Below are 18,641 nucleotides of genomic sequence, written 5' to 3' on the forward strand. Positions count from 1 at the left end.
ATGATTAGAGGTAGATCATCTGCTCGTTCTGAAATCGTTCCTTTCAATAATATAGCTCTCTCTATTCATTGAATTTCAATAACAGCATACACTTTAGCTATTTTATTTCCCTAATCATTTTTGATTTAAGCGAACCGTGAGTCATTAATCGATCGAGAGCCATGGGAAGATTGGTGTGATGATTGGCTCAATAAAGCAGTTAGGCAAATTCTTGAGGGCGTGCAATGGGGAAATTTAGATTATCTTCTTGTCAACTTACCGCCAGGAATCGGAGATGTTCAACTTGCTCTGGCTCAAGCTCTTCCTATATATGGTGTCGTGATGATAGCCACCGCTCAACAGGAGACTCATTCAGATACCTATGAAACTTTGAAGATGTTTGAACAATTGAAAGTACCTATTTTTGGTTTAGTAGAAAATATGAGCAATAAAATGGCTCCCGATATGTCTCAGCAAAAGTATGAAATTCAAGACGGTGAAAACCTTACGCCAAAAATAAGAGTTCCGTATCTTGGCTGTATTCCTTTGGATTCGACCGTTCCCCAATATAGAGATCGCGGTTTACCGATGGTCTTGGCTGAACCCTCGTCAATATTTGTTAGTACTTTGAATACTATCGCTTGGGAGATCGCGTCTCAAACAACTATTTCTGGACTCAAATCATGAGTTTTGAGATGTATTACTTATTTGAGTAGGGAAGTGGGGAGTAATTATCTCCTAACCAATAAACAAAGAAGGCTCATCCTAACAGTATCATAATAGCGATCGCTATTATTGAGAGAGATAGATAAAAAATAAGGCGAGTAATTAATACCACTCACCCTGAAAATTGTTGTCCACTATTATTTTTCTGTTAGAGATCAAATAATTTAAAGTAATTTTTTAAAGCGATCGTCTTTAGATAAAGATTTCACTACCTTTTTAATATCCTGGGTGCGATCTTTCTTAACTACCAGAGTAACTTTACCATCCCGTACCACTACTACATCTTCTAACCCAATAGTGACAATAACCTCATCTTCATCACTAGCATAAAGCACTGTACCTTTACTATCGAGACCGATGTGAGTGGCTAATTCCACATTGTCGCGATCTTTTTTGAGTAATCTTTCGACTCCATTCCAGTCACCAAGATCGTCCCAACCAAAGTTAGCGGGTAAGACACAAGCTAGTTTAGTTTTCTCCATCAGAGCATAGTCAATACTAAGCTTTTCTAATTCTGCATAAGCAGCCTTACCTTTTTCTAACAGAGGATTCAGAATTTCTGGGGCGTGAATACTTAATTCATCTAATACTACCCCTGCTTGGAAAATAAAGATTCCACTATTCCAACTGTACTTACCAGTATCAATAAAAGCTTGGGCTGTCTTTTTGTCTGGTTTCTCGGTAAAGCGAGTTACTTGATAAACAGGTAAATTGTTAAAGTTACTTTTTTCTTGTGCTTGTTCGATATAACCGTAGCCAGTAGAAGGTTGATTGGGTTTAATACCTAAAGTAACAATGGAAGGCTCAGTTATAGCCTGTTGCATCGCAGCTTTGAGGGTTTCCTCGTAAGCGTTACAATCCCCAATCCAATGATCTGCGGGGAAAAAACCCAGTACAGCCTCTTTACCATAACGTTTGGCTACTTCTATTGTTGCCCAAGCTACTGCGGGGGCGGTATCTTTTCCTTCAGGCTCAACCAACAAATTACTTTCGGGTAACTCTGGTAGCTGTTCTCTAACCCCATCAGCAATAATCGAAGAGGTAATCACCCAGAGGTTTTCCCAGCCTCCTGCTAAGTTTAACAGGCGATCTGCTGTAGCTTGCATTAAGCTTCGACCACTACCATCTAAGCATAAAAACTGTTTGGGTCGCTTCAAACGACTAACTGGCCAAAAACGCTCTCCTTTACCCCCAGCAAGGATAATGGGAATTACTTGTGTTTCCATTGATCTGTCTACCTCTAGCTTTATGCAACACTACTATAACTAGCAATCAACTCTGGTTTTGTCCCCTAACTAAAATTAGGGGATTGGTTGACGAGCGAACTTGCGGTCAGACCCTGAGTCCCATCTCTGTGGGATAATATCGGCATAAGAGTTTTATACCCGACGCATTTGGGAACAACCGAATGCTGACCAAGAGAGGCGAAGTTTCCTGATGGGCTATCTTTATGAGGAAACCTCAAAAGTTTACTTGTCCAAGAGATGGGGATAAGCCCCGTCGCCTTAAGCACGCGCGAGTTGACAGAGAATGATTGCCTACTGTACAAGAGTGATATTTAAGAAATATATATTTTACTTGCAATAATATTAAGTTATATCAACTGTGAATTACAAATTATCAAACAAGACTGATTCCAGATATATTTTGCTATCTTCTTTTCACCGTGGATTGTTTTGGGGTATTATCTTTACCTGGACTGCTGCAATCTCTGTTGCTTTTGGTGCTAGTGTTACTAAGGTTGTTTATCTCGACAGAAAAGAAGTTATTGGAGAGCGAAATCATCAAGTGTCTAATAGTTACCAATCTTCAAGCTCTTTAAATAATACTGTTGTCGAACAAGATGAGTTTTATATTACCCCTCTGAGTCTCGATAATTTAGTATCAAAACCGACAGAATTTTCTTTTATGATAGGTAACAATTCTTGGTTGTTTTCCGATTATCAATTAGCAGATCGGACCTTTTTAAAAGGTGGTATAACTTCAATTAAGTTTTTTTCTGCTTTTGATTCTTTAGCATTTCCCGATCGCAATTTTAAAGAGATTAAAATTATTATTCAAAATACAACAAATGATCCAGAGTTAGCCAAACAAGTTTATGCTTATTTACAAGAACGAGAATTCAGAAATATTGCGATCGCTAAATCTAAACCACTAAATATAAGTCGAACTATTATTATCAGCCACTCACAAGATGTAGAAGCTGCTAATTATCTGAAAACCACTTTGAATCTTGGTATTTTAGATTTGGCAGATAATCGCTCTTTTGATGGTAATGTAACATCACAATTAACTATACATTTAGGAGAAGATGCGAAATCTTTTGCTACTAATCAAAATTTTATTTACTATGAAGAATAACTGTTATGATTAAACAACTTTTTCAAAATTTTTTTACAGCTATTTCTTTAATTTGTCTGGCTATAATTTTAATTTTATGCTCAGCACAACCTGTTAATGCTCAAGATAGTTCAGTTAATTATACTTACAGCGAAATATATGATGCTGATTTTTCCCATAAGGACTTAAAAGGAGGGGTATTTGCTGCTGCTGATGTGCGTAATTCTGACTTTTCAGCTTCAAATTTGAGTCAAACAATTTTGACTAAAGCAGTATTTACTAATACTAATTTGTCTGGAGTAGATTTAACAGCATCTCTTATGGATAGAGTGGCAATTGAAAATTCCGATCTTACTAATGCTATCTTGCAAGATATTATAGCTACTAGCACTACTTTTGAAAATACTGATATTACTGGTGCAGATTTTTCGGGGGCGATTTTAGATCGCTATCAAGTATATCTTCTTTGTCAAAGAGCCGAAGGAGTTAACCCCACTACAGGAATTGCTACTAGAGAAAGTTTATTGTGTCGAGATTAAATAAAAAATAATAAGTAGAGACGCGATATATCGTGTCTCTACGGTCGTAAGGAAAGTATCAAGTTTGTAGTTTATTGAAATTAGCTAATTAAATTTTTTTAGAATAAAGTTATTTTTTTCCTAGAAAAGTGTTGTAAAAAAGTTTTGATTTTAATCTAATTATAATTATTCGTTAGACAAACTAGCTAAATACTGTTCGACAAGTTGACGCTCTTTTTGGTACATACTTTTTAGTTTTTGATTAGAATAATCTTCTAATTGTCTAGAAAGATCTACAGTCTCATAGTAGTAATAATAATTACCTTCTAAACCATTTCTTAAAACTGTCATGCACGTTACTTTATCTAAAATCTCTTTTCTCTTTTCGCAGATATCATATTCTCTGACAGCTTCTCTTCTAGAAGGATAAGCCTCTACTAATTTAGTGTCTAGATTAAACACTAAACAGATAACAACTGGTAAAAATAAAGATATATTGCTGAGTTTACAAAAATATTGAGTTGACTTCAAAGCTTTTATCATAATTATCAAATCAAAATTTATATATCACTGATACCTATAGTTCCCAATTACTTTTACTGACGTAACAGCTTTATAAAATTTTTTCGCTCTAATTCTTATTTAAGTTAATTTACTATAGAGGAAATAAGCATTTTATTAATTGATTGTGGTTCAATTTAGCTCTTTAGAATCAGCCCTAAAGCATTTCTTTGGTTATGATGTATTTCGCCCTGGGCAAAAACAAATTATTGAAGAAGCGATTAATAATCGAGATTTGCTGGTTATTATGCCTACAGGGGGTGGTAAATCTCTTTGCTTCCAATTACCAGCCTTACTGAAACCAGGCTTGACTATTGTAGTTTCTCCTTTGATCGCTCTAATGCAAGATCAGGTAGATTCTTTGCAAGACAATGGTATCGGAGCTACTTTTTTGAATAGTACCCTAGATTATGCCACAGAGCGATCGCGTCAACAAGCAATTCTCCAGGGTAAAATTAAACTACTTTATGTTGCGCCAGAAAGACTCTTAAACGAGCGTTTTAATCCCTTTCTACAACAGATTGTATCTCATGTTGGGGTAAGTGCGATCGCTATTGATGAAGCCCACTGTGTTTCAGATTGGGGACATGATTTTCGTCCAGAATACCGTCAACTAAGACAATTACGACAGCAATACCCCAAGATACCGATTACTGCGCTGACTGCTACTGCCACGAAAAGAGTGCAGCAAGATATAATTGGACAACTAAGATTACGGCAACCTAATGTTCATCTTGCAAGTTTCAATCGTCCTAATATAAGTTACGAAGTTAGAGCTAAAGATAGTAACAGTTACTATCACTTACTTCAAGCAATTAAGCAACAATCAGGCGCGGGAATTGTTTACTGTTTAAGTCGTCGTAAAGTAGAAGAAGTAGCCTTAAAACTAAAAAATGATGGGATTGATGCTTTACCTTACCATGCAGGATTGAGCGATCGAGAAAGAGCGAACAATCAAACCAGTTTTTTAAGAGATGATGTCAGAGTAATTGTTGCTACTATCGCCTTTGGAATGGGTATTAATAAACCCGATGTCAGGTTTGTGTTTCATTTTGATTTACCCCGCAGTTTAGAAAGTTTTTATCAAGAATCTGGAAGAGCAGGAAGGGATGGTGAAGCAGCCAAATCAGTCCTCTTTTTTAGCTTTGGCGATCTCAAAAAAATTGATTATTTAATAGCTCAAAAACCCGATATTAATGAGCAAAGAATTGCTAAGCAACAACTCAATCAAGTAGTAGATTACGCTGAAGGAACAACTTGCCGACGTACTATTGTTTTGCGTTACTTTGGCGAAATATTTTCAGGAAACTGTAGTAATTGTGATAATTGTCTTAATCCTAAACCTACAGAAGATTGGACTATAGAAGCTCAAAAATTTCTCTCTTGTGTTGCCCGTTGTGAACAGAAATTTGGCATGAGACAGATTATAGATGTCCTTCGTGGTTCTCGCAGTAAAAAAGTACAGCAATACGGACATCATTTATTATCTACTCATGGCATTGGTAAAAATAAAACCCTTGATGAATGGAAAATGTTAGGGCGATCTTTACTCCATCAAGGACTATTAAGTGAAAGCAATGATGGCTATCGCATTTTAAAATTAAACAAACGTAGTTGGGAAATTCTGAGGAAACAAAAATCCGTTACTGTTGCCATTAATAAACCAGCTAATTCTCAAGTAAATAAAGCTTATAATCCTCGCCAAGCAGAAGCCGAAATTCTCTACGATAAACTTAAAGTATTACGGAAAAATATTGCCGATCTACAATCAATTGCTCCCTACGTAATCTTTGCCGATTCTACTCTCAAATTAATGGCACAATTACAACCCAAAAATGCCACTGAATTCACTAAAATATCTGGAGTTAATCAACACAAACTACAGCAGTATGGAGAGCAGTTTCTGAGCATTATTCAAGAATTTGTGCGATCGCAAGAACTGCCCAAGCCTTTACCCAGTAAAAGTCAAATGACAACTCTACAACTCCATCAGCAAGGCTTAAACATTACAGAAATAGCAGAACAAAGGGGATATGCTACTACTACTATTTCTACTCATCTCAGTGAGCTTTTGGAAATGAATCAGCCAGTAGCTTTAAATCAATTAGTAACCGCAGAAAAACAAAAATTAATCATAGATGCAATTTATGTTCATGGCGATCTATCTTTAAAAACTCTGAGGGAATTTTTGGGTGAATCTTATAGCTATGATGAATTAAAACTAGTACGAGGCTGGTGGCGTAGCCAAAAATAAAGTTAACGATAGAGTAATCTTGATGGCAAAGATTTTTTGATTTAGGATCGGAATCAGCCCCTTAGCTTTCCCTTCCAAAGCACCTTTTGTAAGAAGAGAAACGAAATCCACTCTAAGCTTAAGCTTCAGTTAGTTCGACAATTTCATCAAAACAGTAGTTATTAGTTAGTTCGGTAAGTGCTTTGGCTAAAGCAGAATTATCTGGAGGAATTTCTTGGATTAAATTCATAATAGTATCTGCATCAACTTCAATAGCAGCTTGCTGAAGTTTAGCAATCCATTGAGATTGCATACTGGCTAAAGCAGATATATCGATCGCTTTTGAACAGGTATATAACTGATGTTGTCGCTCTTTTTTAGGCAAAGATGTCATATTATATATTGCCGATTGCTGAGTAGTTGAATTAACTAAAAACTGGGTACGATTTACTAAAATCACTGGGATTTGAAACTCAAATGTCGAACCTTTGCCAAAAATACTACTAACCTTGATTTCTCCTCCTAACAAATGAGCAAATTGTTGACTAATAGCTAATCCTAATCCTGTTCCTTGTTGAGGAGAAAATTGTCTAGTTTGGGTAAAAGGAATAAAAATTGATTCTAGTTCAGATGGTGAGATACCACAACCAGTATCTTCGACAGTGAAGCTAATTACTTTGAGATCGGATTTTGCTGCTAACTGATTTTTTATTGGTTTAACTTTCAGGGTTACTCTGCCTTTAGAAGTAAATTTAATGCCATTTTCAATGAGATTAATCAGAATTTGCTTGAGCTTTACAGGATCGCTTTGAATATACTGGGGAAGATCGGGAGCCAGATCGAATCTGAGTTCTATGTTTTTATTATGGAGTCTTGCAGAGCGCGACTGCGTAGACAAGCGTAATCTAAACATTTGAACCAAATTTTCCAGTAATAGATGCAGATCGAACTGTTTTTCGCTCACTGAAACTGAACCTGCTTCTATCGTAGACACCTCTAAAATATCGTTAATTAAAGTTAATAGATGCTCCCCACTGCGTTTAACAGTAACTAGGTTGGCTCTTTGCTGTGGCTGAAGAGTAGAATTTTGTAAAGCAACCTGAGTAAAACCTAAAATAGCATGGAGAGGAGTTCGTAATTCGTGACTCATATTCGCTAAAAAAACACTTTTAGCGCGATTTGCAGCATCAGCAGCTTCTTTCGCCATTACTAAAGCTTCTGTTCTCTGTTTAACACGATTTTCTAGTTCTTGATTAGTATTTTCTAAATCTCTAAAAGCAGTCTTGAGGTACAGCACCATTTCGTTAAAAGACTGCGCCAACAGTTTTAATTCTTTAATGCTTTTTGCTTCAACAACAGGATAAAGTTTCGTGCTGGTATTTTTGGCTCGCGCACTTTGAGCCATCAAGTTAGTTACCTGACTGAGATTAGCAATTGGTTGAGCAATTCTTTGAGAAGTATAAATACCCAGGATAATCGCTACAGCCAAAGCTCCTAAGCATAACCAAATAGTATTGCGGGTATTAGCATTAATCTCCGCCATAAAGTCGGCTTCTGGTATTACCACCGCAATCAACCAATCTAAGCCAAGCTCATCTTGATATGGTACAATTTGGACTAAATGGCGATCGCCTTTGAACTTCAAATCTAGTTGTTTTGAGCTATTTATGTTATGTAAACTATGAAAATGCTCAGTTATATATTGCGATGTAGCTTTGATTAAAAAGTTTTGGCTATCAATAGCTCGCAAACGTTGTTCTTTTTCTTCATCTTGATTATAAGTAAACGGTGCTTCATCGGTAGAAGTTGCCACTAAATAACCGTTGCGTTCGAGAATAAAAACCTGACCATTTTCGCTAACTTCGATACTTCTTAAAAAATCACCAATTCCACTCAAAACTAAATCAACACCAACTATTCCTTGAGTTTTACCTTGACTATCTTGCAATAAACCTGCTGCGGTGATACCTAATTTTCCATCAGCAAAAGGATAAATTTCGCTCCAGTTATTACCTTGGGTTAATTGAGTTTTAGTATACCAAGGACGCTGCCTGGGATCGTATTCATCTACCTCTAATAGTTCCTGTTTTTCACCCACACTATTTAAAGTATAAGTTTTCCGTTCAGGTGCTTCTGTTACTTCTTCGAGATAATTTTGACGATCTTGTTGTCTGATATAAATAAACCTTCCTGCTGAATTCCCTAAATAAATAGCTCGTACAGAATTAAATAACTGAATAGTTGACCAAAAGTCTTGTTGTAAGTCCAGAAAATTAGCAACAGTTAATTGTTGTAGTTTGATATTATTTTGTTTTAACTGAACAATCAAATGAGGTGTTTCTAGATAATTCTCTAGGTGTTGTTTGACTCCCGCAGTCACTTCACTTCTTAGTTTGCTCGTCACATTATTAACTGCTCGTTCACCATTTCTCCAAGAAAGATAACCGACTAATCCTACTGTGATAAATATTTGTAGCAAAAAAGGAATAGTAATAATATTTTGTAGAGAAAGGTTGCGATAAGACTTATTTATCTTGGAGAGCAGCTTGAATGTCATATTGAGATTTATATATAAATAGGTTGTTTAATACTTAGTATTGCGATTGGAGAAAATCTCGTACTAGTGTGGATAGCCAAAAGCTGATTTTTGGCAATCGCTATTTTGTTCCTCAACCCCCTTGGTTTTTAGCACAAACTTTTGGCATATTATTCTATTTATTGCTAAATTTTATCCCTCAATTCCTTGATTGTTCAGTGTTTATCTTTGCTGACCACCACATTAAGTATTAATCGGGAAGAATTAGGGATGAACAATAAAATTCTGAGATGAGATCGATTAGGAGCAAAGCATTGCCAAACCTCTATCACTGACTTCTTGAATATTGATTTCTTCCCTAGTTAATCCCGATTCATTTTTATAACTGTGGTGTATTACAAATTTAAGTTCTGCACAGTTCCCGATTTTTGAGGACAAAACAGTGGAGCTAGTGCTAATGAATAGAGAGAGGTCAACACAATGAAACGCTGGCAAATTTTTATTATTAGTGTCTTTTTAACTATTAGCTTCAGTCTGTTTAGTTCTACATCAGGTGAAGTTAGGCAATCAACTGCACCTTTGTTTACTGGAATGGGAAGCCATCACCATCTTATTACAACAAAATCACCCCAAGCACAACGCTATTTCGACCAAGGATTAGTTTTAGCCTACGGTTTTAATCATGCAGAAGCAGCCCGTTCTTTTCGCCAAGCTATCAAGCTCGATCCCGATTGTGCAATGTGTAATTGGGGATTGGCTTATGTTTTGGGTCCCAATATTAATGCCCAAATGGAAGATGATGCTGTACCAGAATCTTATGCAGCTATGCAACAGGCGGTGCAGCTAGCTAAAAGTAGTAGCAATTCAGAACAAGCGTATATTAATGCATTAGCTAAACGTTATACAGATCGACCATTAAAAGATCGTAGTTCTTTAGATATTGCTTATGCTGAAGCTATGGAAAAAGTGACTCAAGAATATTCCAATGACATGGATGCAGCTACTATCTATGCTGAGGCATTAATGGATACTATGCCTTGGGATTATTGGACAGAAAAAGGAGAACCCAAGCCAGAAACTCAAAAAGTACTTGATACCTTAGAATCAATTTTGCAACGAGAGCCTAATCACCCAGGAGCAAACCATCTTTACATCCATGCAGTGGAAGCGGTACGCCCAGAACAAGGTATTTCCGCAGCAGATCGTCTGCGTAGCTTAGTTCCAGGTTCGGGACATTTAGTACATATGCCATCCCATATTTATATTAGAGTGGGTCGGTATCACGATGCAGCCGTTACCAATCAAAATGCGATCGCTGTAGATAATGAATATATCACTCAATGCCATGCTCAAGGGGTCTATACCCTAGCTTATGTGCCTCATAATCATCATTTCTTATGGTTTGCTGCCACTATGGAGGGAAATAGCCAATTAGCGACCGAAGCGGGGCAAAATGTCGCTAAAATGGTCGATACTCAAATGATGCGCGAACCTGGTATGGGTACATTACAACATTTCTCTTCTGTTCCCCTATTTACGATGATTCGGTTTGGACAATGGGAGCAAATTCTGGCTACACTGCAACCAGAAGCAGCTCTCAAATATCCGATGGGAATATGGCACTATGCTAGAGGATTAGCTTACACTGCTCAAGATAAGATAGCGGAAGCCCAGAAAGAGTCAGAAGGATTAGAATTACTGGCAAACGATCCAGAATTAGCAGAAGTAACTATTTGGGATATTAATACTACCCAAAGCATACTCAAAGTTGCCACTGAAGCATTGACTGGAGAAATAGCAGCTAAACAAGGCAAATATCCTAAAGCGATCGCTCATTTACGAAAAGCAGTCAACTTAGAAGATGCTCTAAACTACGATGAACCTGCTGATTGGTCTACTCCTGTGAGACAATATCTAGGTGCAGCTTTACTAAAAGCTCAGCGTTATGCATCAGCAGAACAAGTATACAAAGAAGATTTAGCTATCTACCCTGATAATGGTTGGTCATTATTTGGGTTGGCTCAAAGTCTGCAAGCACAAGCCAAAGATTCAGAAGCTCAAACAATCCAACAACAGTTTGAATCTGCTTGGCAAGATGCAGATGTTCGATTAACGGCTTCTAAATTTTAAGGCGTTGCTGAATATGTAATGCTTCAACTCTATTTAGTTAACTTGCAGGAGCGAATAAAAAGTTCTCAAAAGCTTAGAGCTTAGAGGAGGGGCTGTCTTTTGAGGAGACCTCAAAAGTTTACATTGTCAAGAGATGGGGATACGCCCCGTCTTAGAGCCTAAAGCTACGAACAGTAATATTTTATGTTTCATTACTTAAACCATCAACGCCAATTTTAATGGTCAATCAAAAATATTGTAGCTGCGGTACTATTTTGGTAGTTAATATTTTGTTTGCCAAAATTAATGTCTAGAGAGCATAAGCAGATTCCAAAAGCCGATATTCTAGCGATCGATGATACGCCAGAGAATTTAGCTTTGTTGTCTCAGATGTTAACAGAGAAAGGTTATAAAGTCCGAAGTGTTACCAAAGGCTCTACCGCTTTAAGGGGTGCTAAAGCAGCACCTCCCGATTTAATTCTGCTGGATGTCAAAATGCCAGAAATGAACGGCTACGAAGTCTGTCAACACCTCAAGGCAGACGATCGCACTCGTAATATTCCCATCATTTTTATCAGTGCTTTGGGAGATGTTTTTGATAAAGTCAAAGCTTTTCAAGCTGGTGGCGTGGACTATATCACTAAGCCTTTTCAAGTAGAAGAAGTTCTAGCAAGATTAAATACTCACCTAACTATTCGTCATTTACAAATCAAGCTTCAAGCCCAAAATAGTCAGTTACAGCAGGAAATAGCCCAAAAAACTGCTGCTGAGGATAAATTTGCTAAAGCTTTTCGCGCTTGTCCCAATCCTATTGCGATCGCTACTTATCGCGAAGGACAATTGTTAGAAGTTAATAAAAGTCTTTTACAAATGAGTGGTTACACAAAAGCTGAGATAATCGATCGCAATATTCTGCATCTCTATTCGCCCCAAGATTCTGAAAAATACCACCAAGCATTACAAAAAGCCAGCTTACAAGGTTTTGTTCATAATCAAGAACTAAACTTTCTTACTAAATTGGGTCAAATTAAAACGGTATTGCTTTCGTTAGAGTTAATTGAATGGGGGGGAACTAAATCTACTCTCCAGATTATGAACGATATTACTGAGCGTAAGCGGTTAGAAAATGAATTTATTTCTTTAGTAAGTCATGAACTAAGAACTCCCATGACTTCTACTATTGGAGCATTAGACTTATTAAATTCTGGTCAACTTGGTATTCTGAGCGATCGCGGAAAGCAAATCTTAAAGGTAGCGATTCGTAATACAGAACGTTTGACCCGTTTGGTTAACGATATCTTAGATTTAGAACGAATCGAGTCAGGTCAGATTGCTATTGAACCAGTACAGTGTGATTTGCAACCGCTTTTGATCCAAGCTATAGAAACGATGCAAGCAATGGCAGAAAAAGCTGAGGTAAACTTGCTGCTCGAACCCTGTAGTGTATCTATTAGGGTCGATCCAGATCGTCTTTTACAAACACTCACTAATTTACTCAGTAATGGCATCAAGTTTACCAAACCAGGGGGAGTAGTTCAGTTAACTGCCAGTCTTGAAGGCGATCGCTGTAAGATAATCGTACAAGATACAGGTAGAGGTATTCCCACTGATAAATTAGATTCTATCTTTGAACGTTTCCAACAAGTAGATGCTTCTGACTCCCGCAGTAAAGGGGGAACAGGTTTAGGACTAGCTATTTGTCGTCACATCATTGAGCGACACAATGGCAAAATTTGGGTAGAAAGTGTTTTGGGTAAAGGTAGTATTTTTTATGTTGATTTACCTAGGACTCACGAATTGACAGAATAATGAGATAATGCAGTAAAAAGTAAGGGTCATCAAAAAATAGGTATCGGACAATCAGAAAAATTAGTAAGCCCTCGACGGGACAATGCAATCTCCAACTTACAAATTATTTTTGTTGTCAGAACCAAAAATAGTGGACAAACAAGCGATCGCCTTTAATAGTTATTTGTTTGATGTAATTACACAAAAAGTAAGCTGCGTAATTTTTTATGCAAGCTTGAAGACTAAGTTATTAGTAATTTTGAGAAAGTATCTTTGTCATTAATAATTGTAGTTTGATGAAAATAATTAAACTGTTTATTGCAGCAATCTCATGTTTGATAATTGGTGCTAGTCCTCAAAATCCAACTACACAGTGCCAATATGCCTTCTTCGCCGGTAAACAAAAGTAGCTAATCCTGTTGCACCTAATAACCATAACCAACTATAGTTACGTGGTGGCATTTTCCAGAAACGAACCTTTCCATCTGCACCAGTAGAAACTAAAAACTTACTATCAGGACTAAATACGATTCCATAGGTTCTACGTTTATGACCGCGAAATGTTGCTAGCTGTTTGCCATCTTCTATCCGCCAGACGCGAATACGTCCGTAAAAACGTGCATCAGAACCTCTGGGCGCACCGATGAAAAAACTCGATGGAAGCGAACGACTATAAGTAGCTGCAAGATATAGTCAATCACCTCAAATTTGTATTCGATCAAGATTAGTAAACAAGTCGCAACAACAATTACTAGAAATTTCATAAATGAAGAACGATACATTCTTCTGGTAGCTATTCAAGCTTATAGCAAGCAAGCTAATGGCAAGCGAGCTAATTTTCAGAAATTTCCCTAAACGTTCAGCGATCGCTTATCAGTTATCAGTGACCAATCATCAATCATCAGTTACTGGTGAACAATCAGCCATTAGCCATGAGCAATCAACCATTAACCCTATCATTATTTATTAACGCTAAAAAATTTACTGCATAAGTCAAAAAAATTTGTACTTATTACAGATTACAATCAATAACACTAATTCAAACTATGCAGTCAAACACAATTGCCATTAATCAATTAGCCAACATAGCCAACACAAAAAACTGCAATTCTGAAATTAATCAAAGTTGTATCAAAGAAATGCCCATAAATCGCGAGCAACCATAAATTATCTGTCTTTGATATGGAGCGCGATCGCAATTTTATTCCAGAATTGGCACTATAGTTAGACTCAGAAATTGCTTTCTAGCAAGATTTTGGTAAGATTAATCGCCTTAATGCTCAAAAAATCCCTAATTTTTTCGACACTTTAATGATGTTGCCTATTTTTCTAAACCTTAATCTAGTAAAACTACTATAGTTTTGACGGAGGTGATTAGGTAGCTCCCATACTCTTAAATTCTCAAACAATTAATTATTATTAACTAAAAACAAAACATAAGGATAGATACTATCCATGAATGGTTTATCAAAATACTGGCAGATTTGCCGTCTTAGTCTTGCTAATAATCAAGGATATGAGTTTAAAGAGATTACAGCAGCCCAAGAATTTTCTCAGAACTTATCTTCTACAGAAGCAATTAATACTTTATTGCCTTCATTTAACTCTAATTCCTCAGTAGCAGGATTATGTTTGCGTTGTTATATTTCCTACCCAATTCTGAAATCTTGTCAAAAACTAGCTGCTTTATTTAGCAGTAACGATAATTTCAACTATCGTGATTTGCTACCTTTTGTACTTAATGATGATGGCCAACAAGAAATTATTCTAGCTGAAGATGGTAAAACTCAGTTAATTATCGATCGCGATGGCAATACTCAAGCTGCCCAATACAGGTTATTTACAGTTGAGATTGTAGCTTCTTATAAATCCGATAACTCCAGTATGAGTTTGGATAACTGGGCATTTTTACAAACCAAACAGCATCCAGAATTGAAAAAATTTTTAGCTGAATTTGGTTTTCAACACCTTAGCGATTGGGCGATGTTGAATAGTACGGGAGTTAAACAAATAGCTCAGTTAACAACTAGCGATCGCCAGTTAATAGAAGTTTTTCACGCAGTTTATCGCCGAGATCGCCGTCAACAAAAAGTAAAAAGGATGGGTAAATGTCCCAATCCAACTCAAGAGCAATTGCAGGAGATGCAAACTCTGTTACGCGAGCGTAATTGTATCTTTCCCAGTGCAAAATCAGTATTTGCTGCGTTAAAAAAAGTAGCCAGTCTGTTAAGACAATACGATATTTGGAGTTACCGAGAGCCTTTGGAAATTTACGAACCCGATAGTGGTAATTATGCGTTCAGAAACGATTTACCCACTGAGAATTCTAACAATGCGCTCGCTTCTGAGGAACAAGAATTACTAAATTTTATCCAAGATAGTCTTAATAAAGCTTTAGTTACAGCCATCAAGCAAACCATTAGCACCCGTATTGCTAAGTTAAACAAAAGCACCAAATATCGACCCTTTGCAGCTAAATTTGTCACTGGTTTAGAGCTATATTACTGTCAGAAAAAGTCTCTTGGAGAAATTGCTCCCCTGTTGGGATTTAGTAATTGGAGTCAGGCTAGAAGAGTTTTAAACCCTGGAGATATCTTAAATACTGTCAGAACTCAAACCGTACAGCGATTATTAACAATTATTTTGCAAAAAACCCAGAATCTAGGCTTGACTGACACATCTCCTAGTGCCAATGATTTACAAAGCCTCAGTATTCAAATTGAAGCCTTTGCCGATGAAGCAGTTTTTCAAGCTGCAACTGCCGAAATTAAATCAGGAAAACATCGCGATCTACAAAGTCTCTACGCTCAAAAAATTCGTCTTTACTGCCAACAATCATCAAGCTAATCCACCAACAGAACTATGACTAACTCTAGCGATCACCGATTACTTTTACCAGAAACAATTTGGCTCGAAACCGAAGATTATCAGAGAGCCAATATCATTAGTAATCATGTAAAAGCAGAAAAACAACGCTGGCAAACCTATTTGAATTTGATAGCTTTATTTGGTTTAGAAAGCTGGTTAGCCGAACGTTTACCCCAGCCAAAAATTACGCCAAAAATTGATACTACCAAGCAAATATATTATCTTCAGGTAGGAGATTTTACCATAACTGCGATCGCTGTTAGCAATTTGTTAGATGAAATGGTACAGGTATCATCACAGCAGTTAAACAATCACCCCACTCATTTTTATGCATTGTTGGAAATTAACGAAGAAGCAGAAGAAGCTATTTTTAGAGGCTTATTACGTCGCGATAATTTAGACGCTTATTTAGTGGGCGGAAATGCTGCTTCGCGTCGCGCGATGCGTAGCGAGTCCTTTAGGGAAGCTAGTCCTTTAGGGCAAGTAGCATATTCCACGCCTAGTGCTTCACCAGGAAACCAATCTTGGCAAACATCTTATGGAGATTATTCTTTTCCTCTATCCTGGTTCGATCCCGAACCCAATCACCTCTTAGCTTACTGTCAACATCTTACCCCAGAAGCGATCGCTTTACCTGTTGGACAAACCGAGTCTACCCCTACTGTAAGATCGACCATAACAGCTACTCGTACAAAATTAACTCAGTGGTTACAAGATACTGTCATAGAAGGTTGGTCAGCAATTGAAACACTGATCGATTCAGAAATGAATTTAGCTTATAGTACCCGCAACGTTGCTTTGGAGTATAAAAAAGGTAAGTTAATCAATCTAGGAGTAGAACTAAACAACATTACTATGGCATTGCTAGTAACAGTCAAAGAAGAAGAGGAAAATAAACTAGGAGTAGTAATTCAACTATATCCGATTAGTGGAGAGCAATATTTACCTCCTCAAGTGCAGCTTACCTTACTCTCTAAAGCAGGTAAAACTCTACAATCATCTCAAGCCAGAGAAAGAGACAATTACATTCAACTCAAACCCTTTAAAGGAAAACTGGGAAAACGTTTTAGTATTGAAATTGCCCTCGAAGACATGAAAGTTAAAGAAGATTTTGAACTATAGCAAAATTCCGCGTTGGTGATTCAATGGATGAAGCTTTTAATAATATGGTTCGTAGCTATCAGCCATAAGCCATAAGCCATAAGCTATAAGCTATAAGCTTTTTCCTTTTAAACAAAAAAGCCAAAATGGCAGTGATGCAAGTATCTTTATTATCGGAGTTAAAACAACCAATATTACAATAATTTCTGGACTTGGCGATCGCTTTTCTTCTTTTTAACCAATTACTTTAAGTATATAATATGAGAGTTCAGGGGGTTTTCCCAAATTAAATGCGTGACAGTTTAGCAATAGTGATCCAAAACTGATCTTGTACCAGCAAGAGTAATTGAGAGATTCTCAAAGAAGCGATCTCGCCGTTGGCGAGGCGCGTTGCGATCAAATAACATTCAAGTAAAAAGTAAATATATTTGATGAACTGGAGAGAATAATTGATTCTACTCGCTTAAAATTCCTTTATTTTTCAGTAAACAGAGCAAATATTAGATGTAAAGAGAAAAAGAGGTAATAATTTGAGAAGTATTCAGTCAGTTGTGATTAATTTGGGAAGAGGTGATATTAATCGCGGTTTTTTTTACATTACCGCCCAGATTATCGATACAGATAATTCACTGTCGGCTCAATTTACAGGTACTTTACCTAAAGCTTCAAAAATAGGGGATTTCTATCAAGTTTGGCAAGCTACTTATCGGGCTTTTTCGCAACGTTTAGTGATGTTGTCTTCCCCAGAAGAAGAAGATGATGATGATGAGTTAGAAATTGAGACAACAGGGATTACCCAGGTTTCTCAACTTAGTTTTGAAGCGATTTGTTCCGATTTGGCAAATGAATTTAATAACTGGCTGCAATATTCTAAATTTTTACAGTTAGAGCGAAAACTGCGATCGCATTTGTCAACTACCGCAGCTATTCGTATTATTATTGAAACTGACGATGAATTGGTTAAGCGTTTACCTTGGCACTGTTGGAACTTCTTACAAGATTATCCAGACTCGGAAATAGCTTTAAGCCGTCCCGAATATAAGCAGTTACCTTCTCAGGCTGTCAACCGTAAAAAAGTGCGTATTTTGGCTATTTTGGGCAATAGTCAGGATATAGATATCGCAGCAGAGCAAACCGCCCTGAAAGCTTTACCAGATGCGGAAACCAAGTTTTTAATTAAGCCTTCCCGTCGAGAATTTGACCGCGAACTTTGGGATACTCAGGGTTGGGATATCTTGTTTTTTGCTGGTCATAGTCGTACAGAAGGGGAAACAGGCAGAATCTACATTAATGAAGAGCCTTACTATAATAGTCTGACCATCGAACAGTTAGAAGAAGCTCTCAAAACAGCAATTTCTCGTGGTTTGAAGTTAGCAATTTTTAATTCTTGTGATGGCTTGGGTTTGGCTAATGCTTTAGAAAAGCTCCATATTCCTCAAGTAATTGTGATGCGTGAGCCAGTACCCAACTTAGTGGCGCAACAGTTTTTTCACTACTTTTTGCTGGCGTTTGCGGTAGAGAAATTGCCTCTATATTTAGCTGTTAAACAGGCAAGATGTCGGTTACGGGGTTTAGAGTCAGAATATCCCGCAGCGTCTTGGCTACCTGTGATCTGTCAAAATCCCGCAGTGCGATCGCCAAATTGGTTGGATCTCGGTGGTATTCCTCCCTGTCCCTATCGAGGATTATTTGCTTTTCAAGAACGAGATGCGGATTTATTTTTTGGACGAGAACAATTTGTTGCCGATTTACGAGTAAAGACAGAGCAAAATCCTTTTGTGGCAATTGTGGGAGCTTCTGGAAGCGGTAAATCTTCGGTTGTGTTTGCAGGGTTAGTACCCCAATTACGTCGTGCTAAGAACGCTGATTGGCAAATTGTGAC

General features: G+C 37.2%; 13 protein-coding genes and 1 pseudogene. 10 read left to right on the forward strand and 4 right to left on the reverse strand.

Translation table 11 applies throughout. From position 1 onward, the window contains the following. Nucleotides 1–147: 147 nt before the first annotated feature. Entirely contained in the window at nt 148–666 is a 519-nt protein-coding gene (locus H1P_RS19735; protein ID WP_144870539.1) for a P-loop NTPase, read from the forward strand. Nucleotides 667–869: 203 nt separating this feature from the next. On the opposite strand, the gene H1P_RS19740 is transcribed toward H1P_RS19735, so the two are convergent. Further along, complete coding sequence (locus H1P_RS19740; protein ID WP_144870541.1) at nt 870–1,931, reverse strand: mannose-1-phosphate guanylyltransferase; 1,062 nt, start codon at nt 1,929–1,931, stop codon at nt 870–872. Between the two features lie 379 nt (nt 1,932–2,310). Between H1P_RS19740 and H1P_RS19745 the strand changes: the two genes are divergently transcribed. Together H1P_RS19745 and H1P_RS19750 are read left to right on the forward strand one after the other, a co-directional pair. Further along, the gene (locus tag H1P_RS19745) at nt 2,311–3,066 is read left to right on the forward strand and encodes a LytR C-terminal domain-containing protein (RefSeq protein WP_144870543.1); all 756 of its coding nucleotides are present in this window, start codon (nt 2,311–2,313) and stop codon (nt 3,064–3,066) included. Between the two features lie 5 nt (nt 3,067–3,071). Continuing rightward, nucleotides 3,072–3,584 (forward strand): pentapeptide repeat-containing protein, encoded by a 513-nt coding sequence (locus tag H1P_RS19750; protein ID WP_144870545.1) that lies wholly within the window; start codon nt 3,072–3,074, stop codon nt 3,582–3,584. A gap of 165 nt (nt 3,585–3,749) precedes the next feature. Here H1P_RS19750 and H1P_RS19755 read toward each other — a convergent pair whose 3' ends face one another. Next, a complete protein-coding gene (locus H1P_RS19755) occupies nt 3,750–4,094 on the reverse strand; it encodes a hypothetical protein (protein WP_144870547.1) in 345 nt (114 codons plus the stop codon). A gap of 157 nt (nt 4,095–4,251) precedes the next feature. Between H1P_RS19755 and recQ the strand changes: the two genes are divergently transcribed. Further along, a complete protein-coding gene (gene recQ / locus H1P_RS19760; RefSeq protein ID WP_144870549.1) occupies nt 4,252–6,378 on the forward strand; it encodes a DNA helicase RecQ in 2,127 nt (708 codons plus the stop codon). Nucleotides 6,379–6,496: 118 nt separating this feature from the next. Here the strand turns inward: recQ and H1P_RS19765 are convergent, their stop codons facing one another. Further along, nucleotides 6,497–8,914, reverse strand: a complete 2,418-nt coding sequence (locus tag H1P_RS19765; RefSeq protein ID WP_144870551.1) for a sensor histidine kinase — start codon at nt 8,912–8,914, stop codon at nt 6,497–6,499. A gap of 459 nt (nt 8,915–9,373) precedes the next feature. Between H1P_RS19765 and H1P_RS19770 the strand changes: the two genes are divergently transcribed. Beyond that, the gene (locus tag H1P_RS19770) at nt 9,374–11,023 is read left to right on the forward strand and encodes a tetratricopeptide repeat protein (protein ID WP_144870553.1); all 1,650 of its coding nucleotides are present in this window, start codon (nt 9,374–9,376) and stop codon (nt 11,021–11,023) included. A gap of 285 nt (nt 11,024–11,308) precedes the next feature. After that, a complete protein-coding gene (locus tag H1P_RS19775; RefSeq protein ID WP_144870555.1) occupies nt 11,309–12,811 on the forward strand; it encodes an ATP-binding response regulator in 1,503 nt (500 codons plus the stop codon). A 456-nt stretch (nt 12,812–13,267) separates the two neighbouring features. Here H1P_RS19775 and H1P_RS39915 read toward each other — a convergent pair. After that, nucleotides 13,268–13,435 (reverse strand): annotated as a pseudogene (locus tag H1P_RS39915) (WD40 repeat domain-containing protein); the annotation flags it as partial. 175 nt (nt 13,436–13,610) lie between these two features. Between H1P_RS39915 and H1P_RS36305 the strand changes: the two are divergent. The 4 genes from H1P_RS36305 to H1P_RS19795 form a co-directional block, all read left to right on the forward strand. Continuing rightward, complete coding sequence (locus H1P_RS36305) at nt 13,611–13,760, forward strand: hypothetical protein (protein ID WP_186376050.1); 150 nt, start codon at nt 13,611–13,613, stop codon at nt 13,758–13,760. Nucleotides 13,761–14,245: 485 nt separating this feature from the next. Further along, nucleotides 14,246–15,637, forward strand: a complete 1,392-nt coding sequence (locus H1P_RS19785; protein ID WP_144870557.1) for a hypothetical protein — start codon at nt 14,246–14,248, stop codon at nt 15,635–15,637. A gap of 15 nt (nt 15,638–15,652) precedes the next feature. Continuing rightward, a complete protein-coding gene (locus H1P_RS19790; RefSeq protein ID WP_144870559.1) occupies nt 15,653–16,780 on the forward strand; it encodes a DUF1822 family protein in 1,128 nt (375 codons plus the stop codon). A gap of 509 nt (nt 16,781–17,289) precedes the next feature. After that, nucleotides 17,290–18,641 (forward strand): nSTAND1 domain-containing NTPase (locus H1P_RS19795; RefSeq protein ID WP_246141831.1); only part of this gene is annotated, 1,352 nt, incomplete at its 3' end.

The sequence above is a fragment of the Hyella patelloides LEGE 07179 genome (genome assembly GCF_900659865.1).
GTDB lineage: Bacteria > Cyanobacteriota > Cyanobacteriia > Cyanobacteriales > Xenococcaceae > Hyella > Hyella patelloides.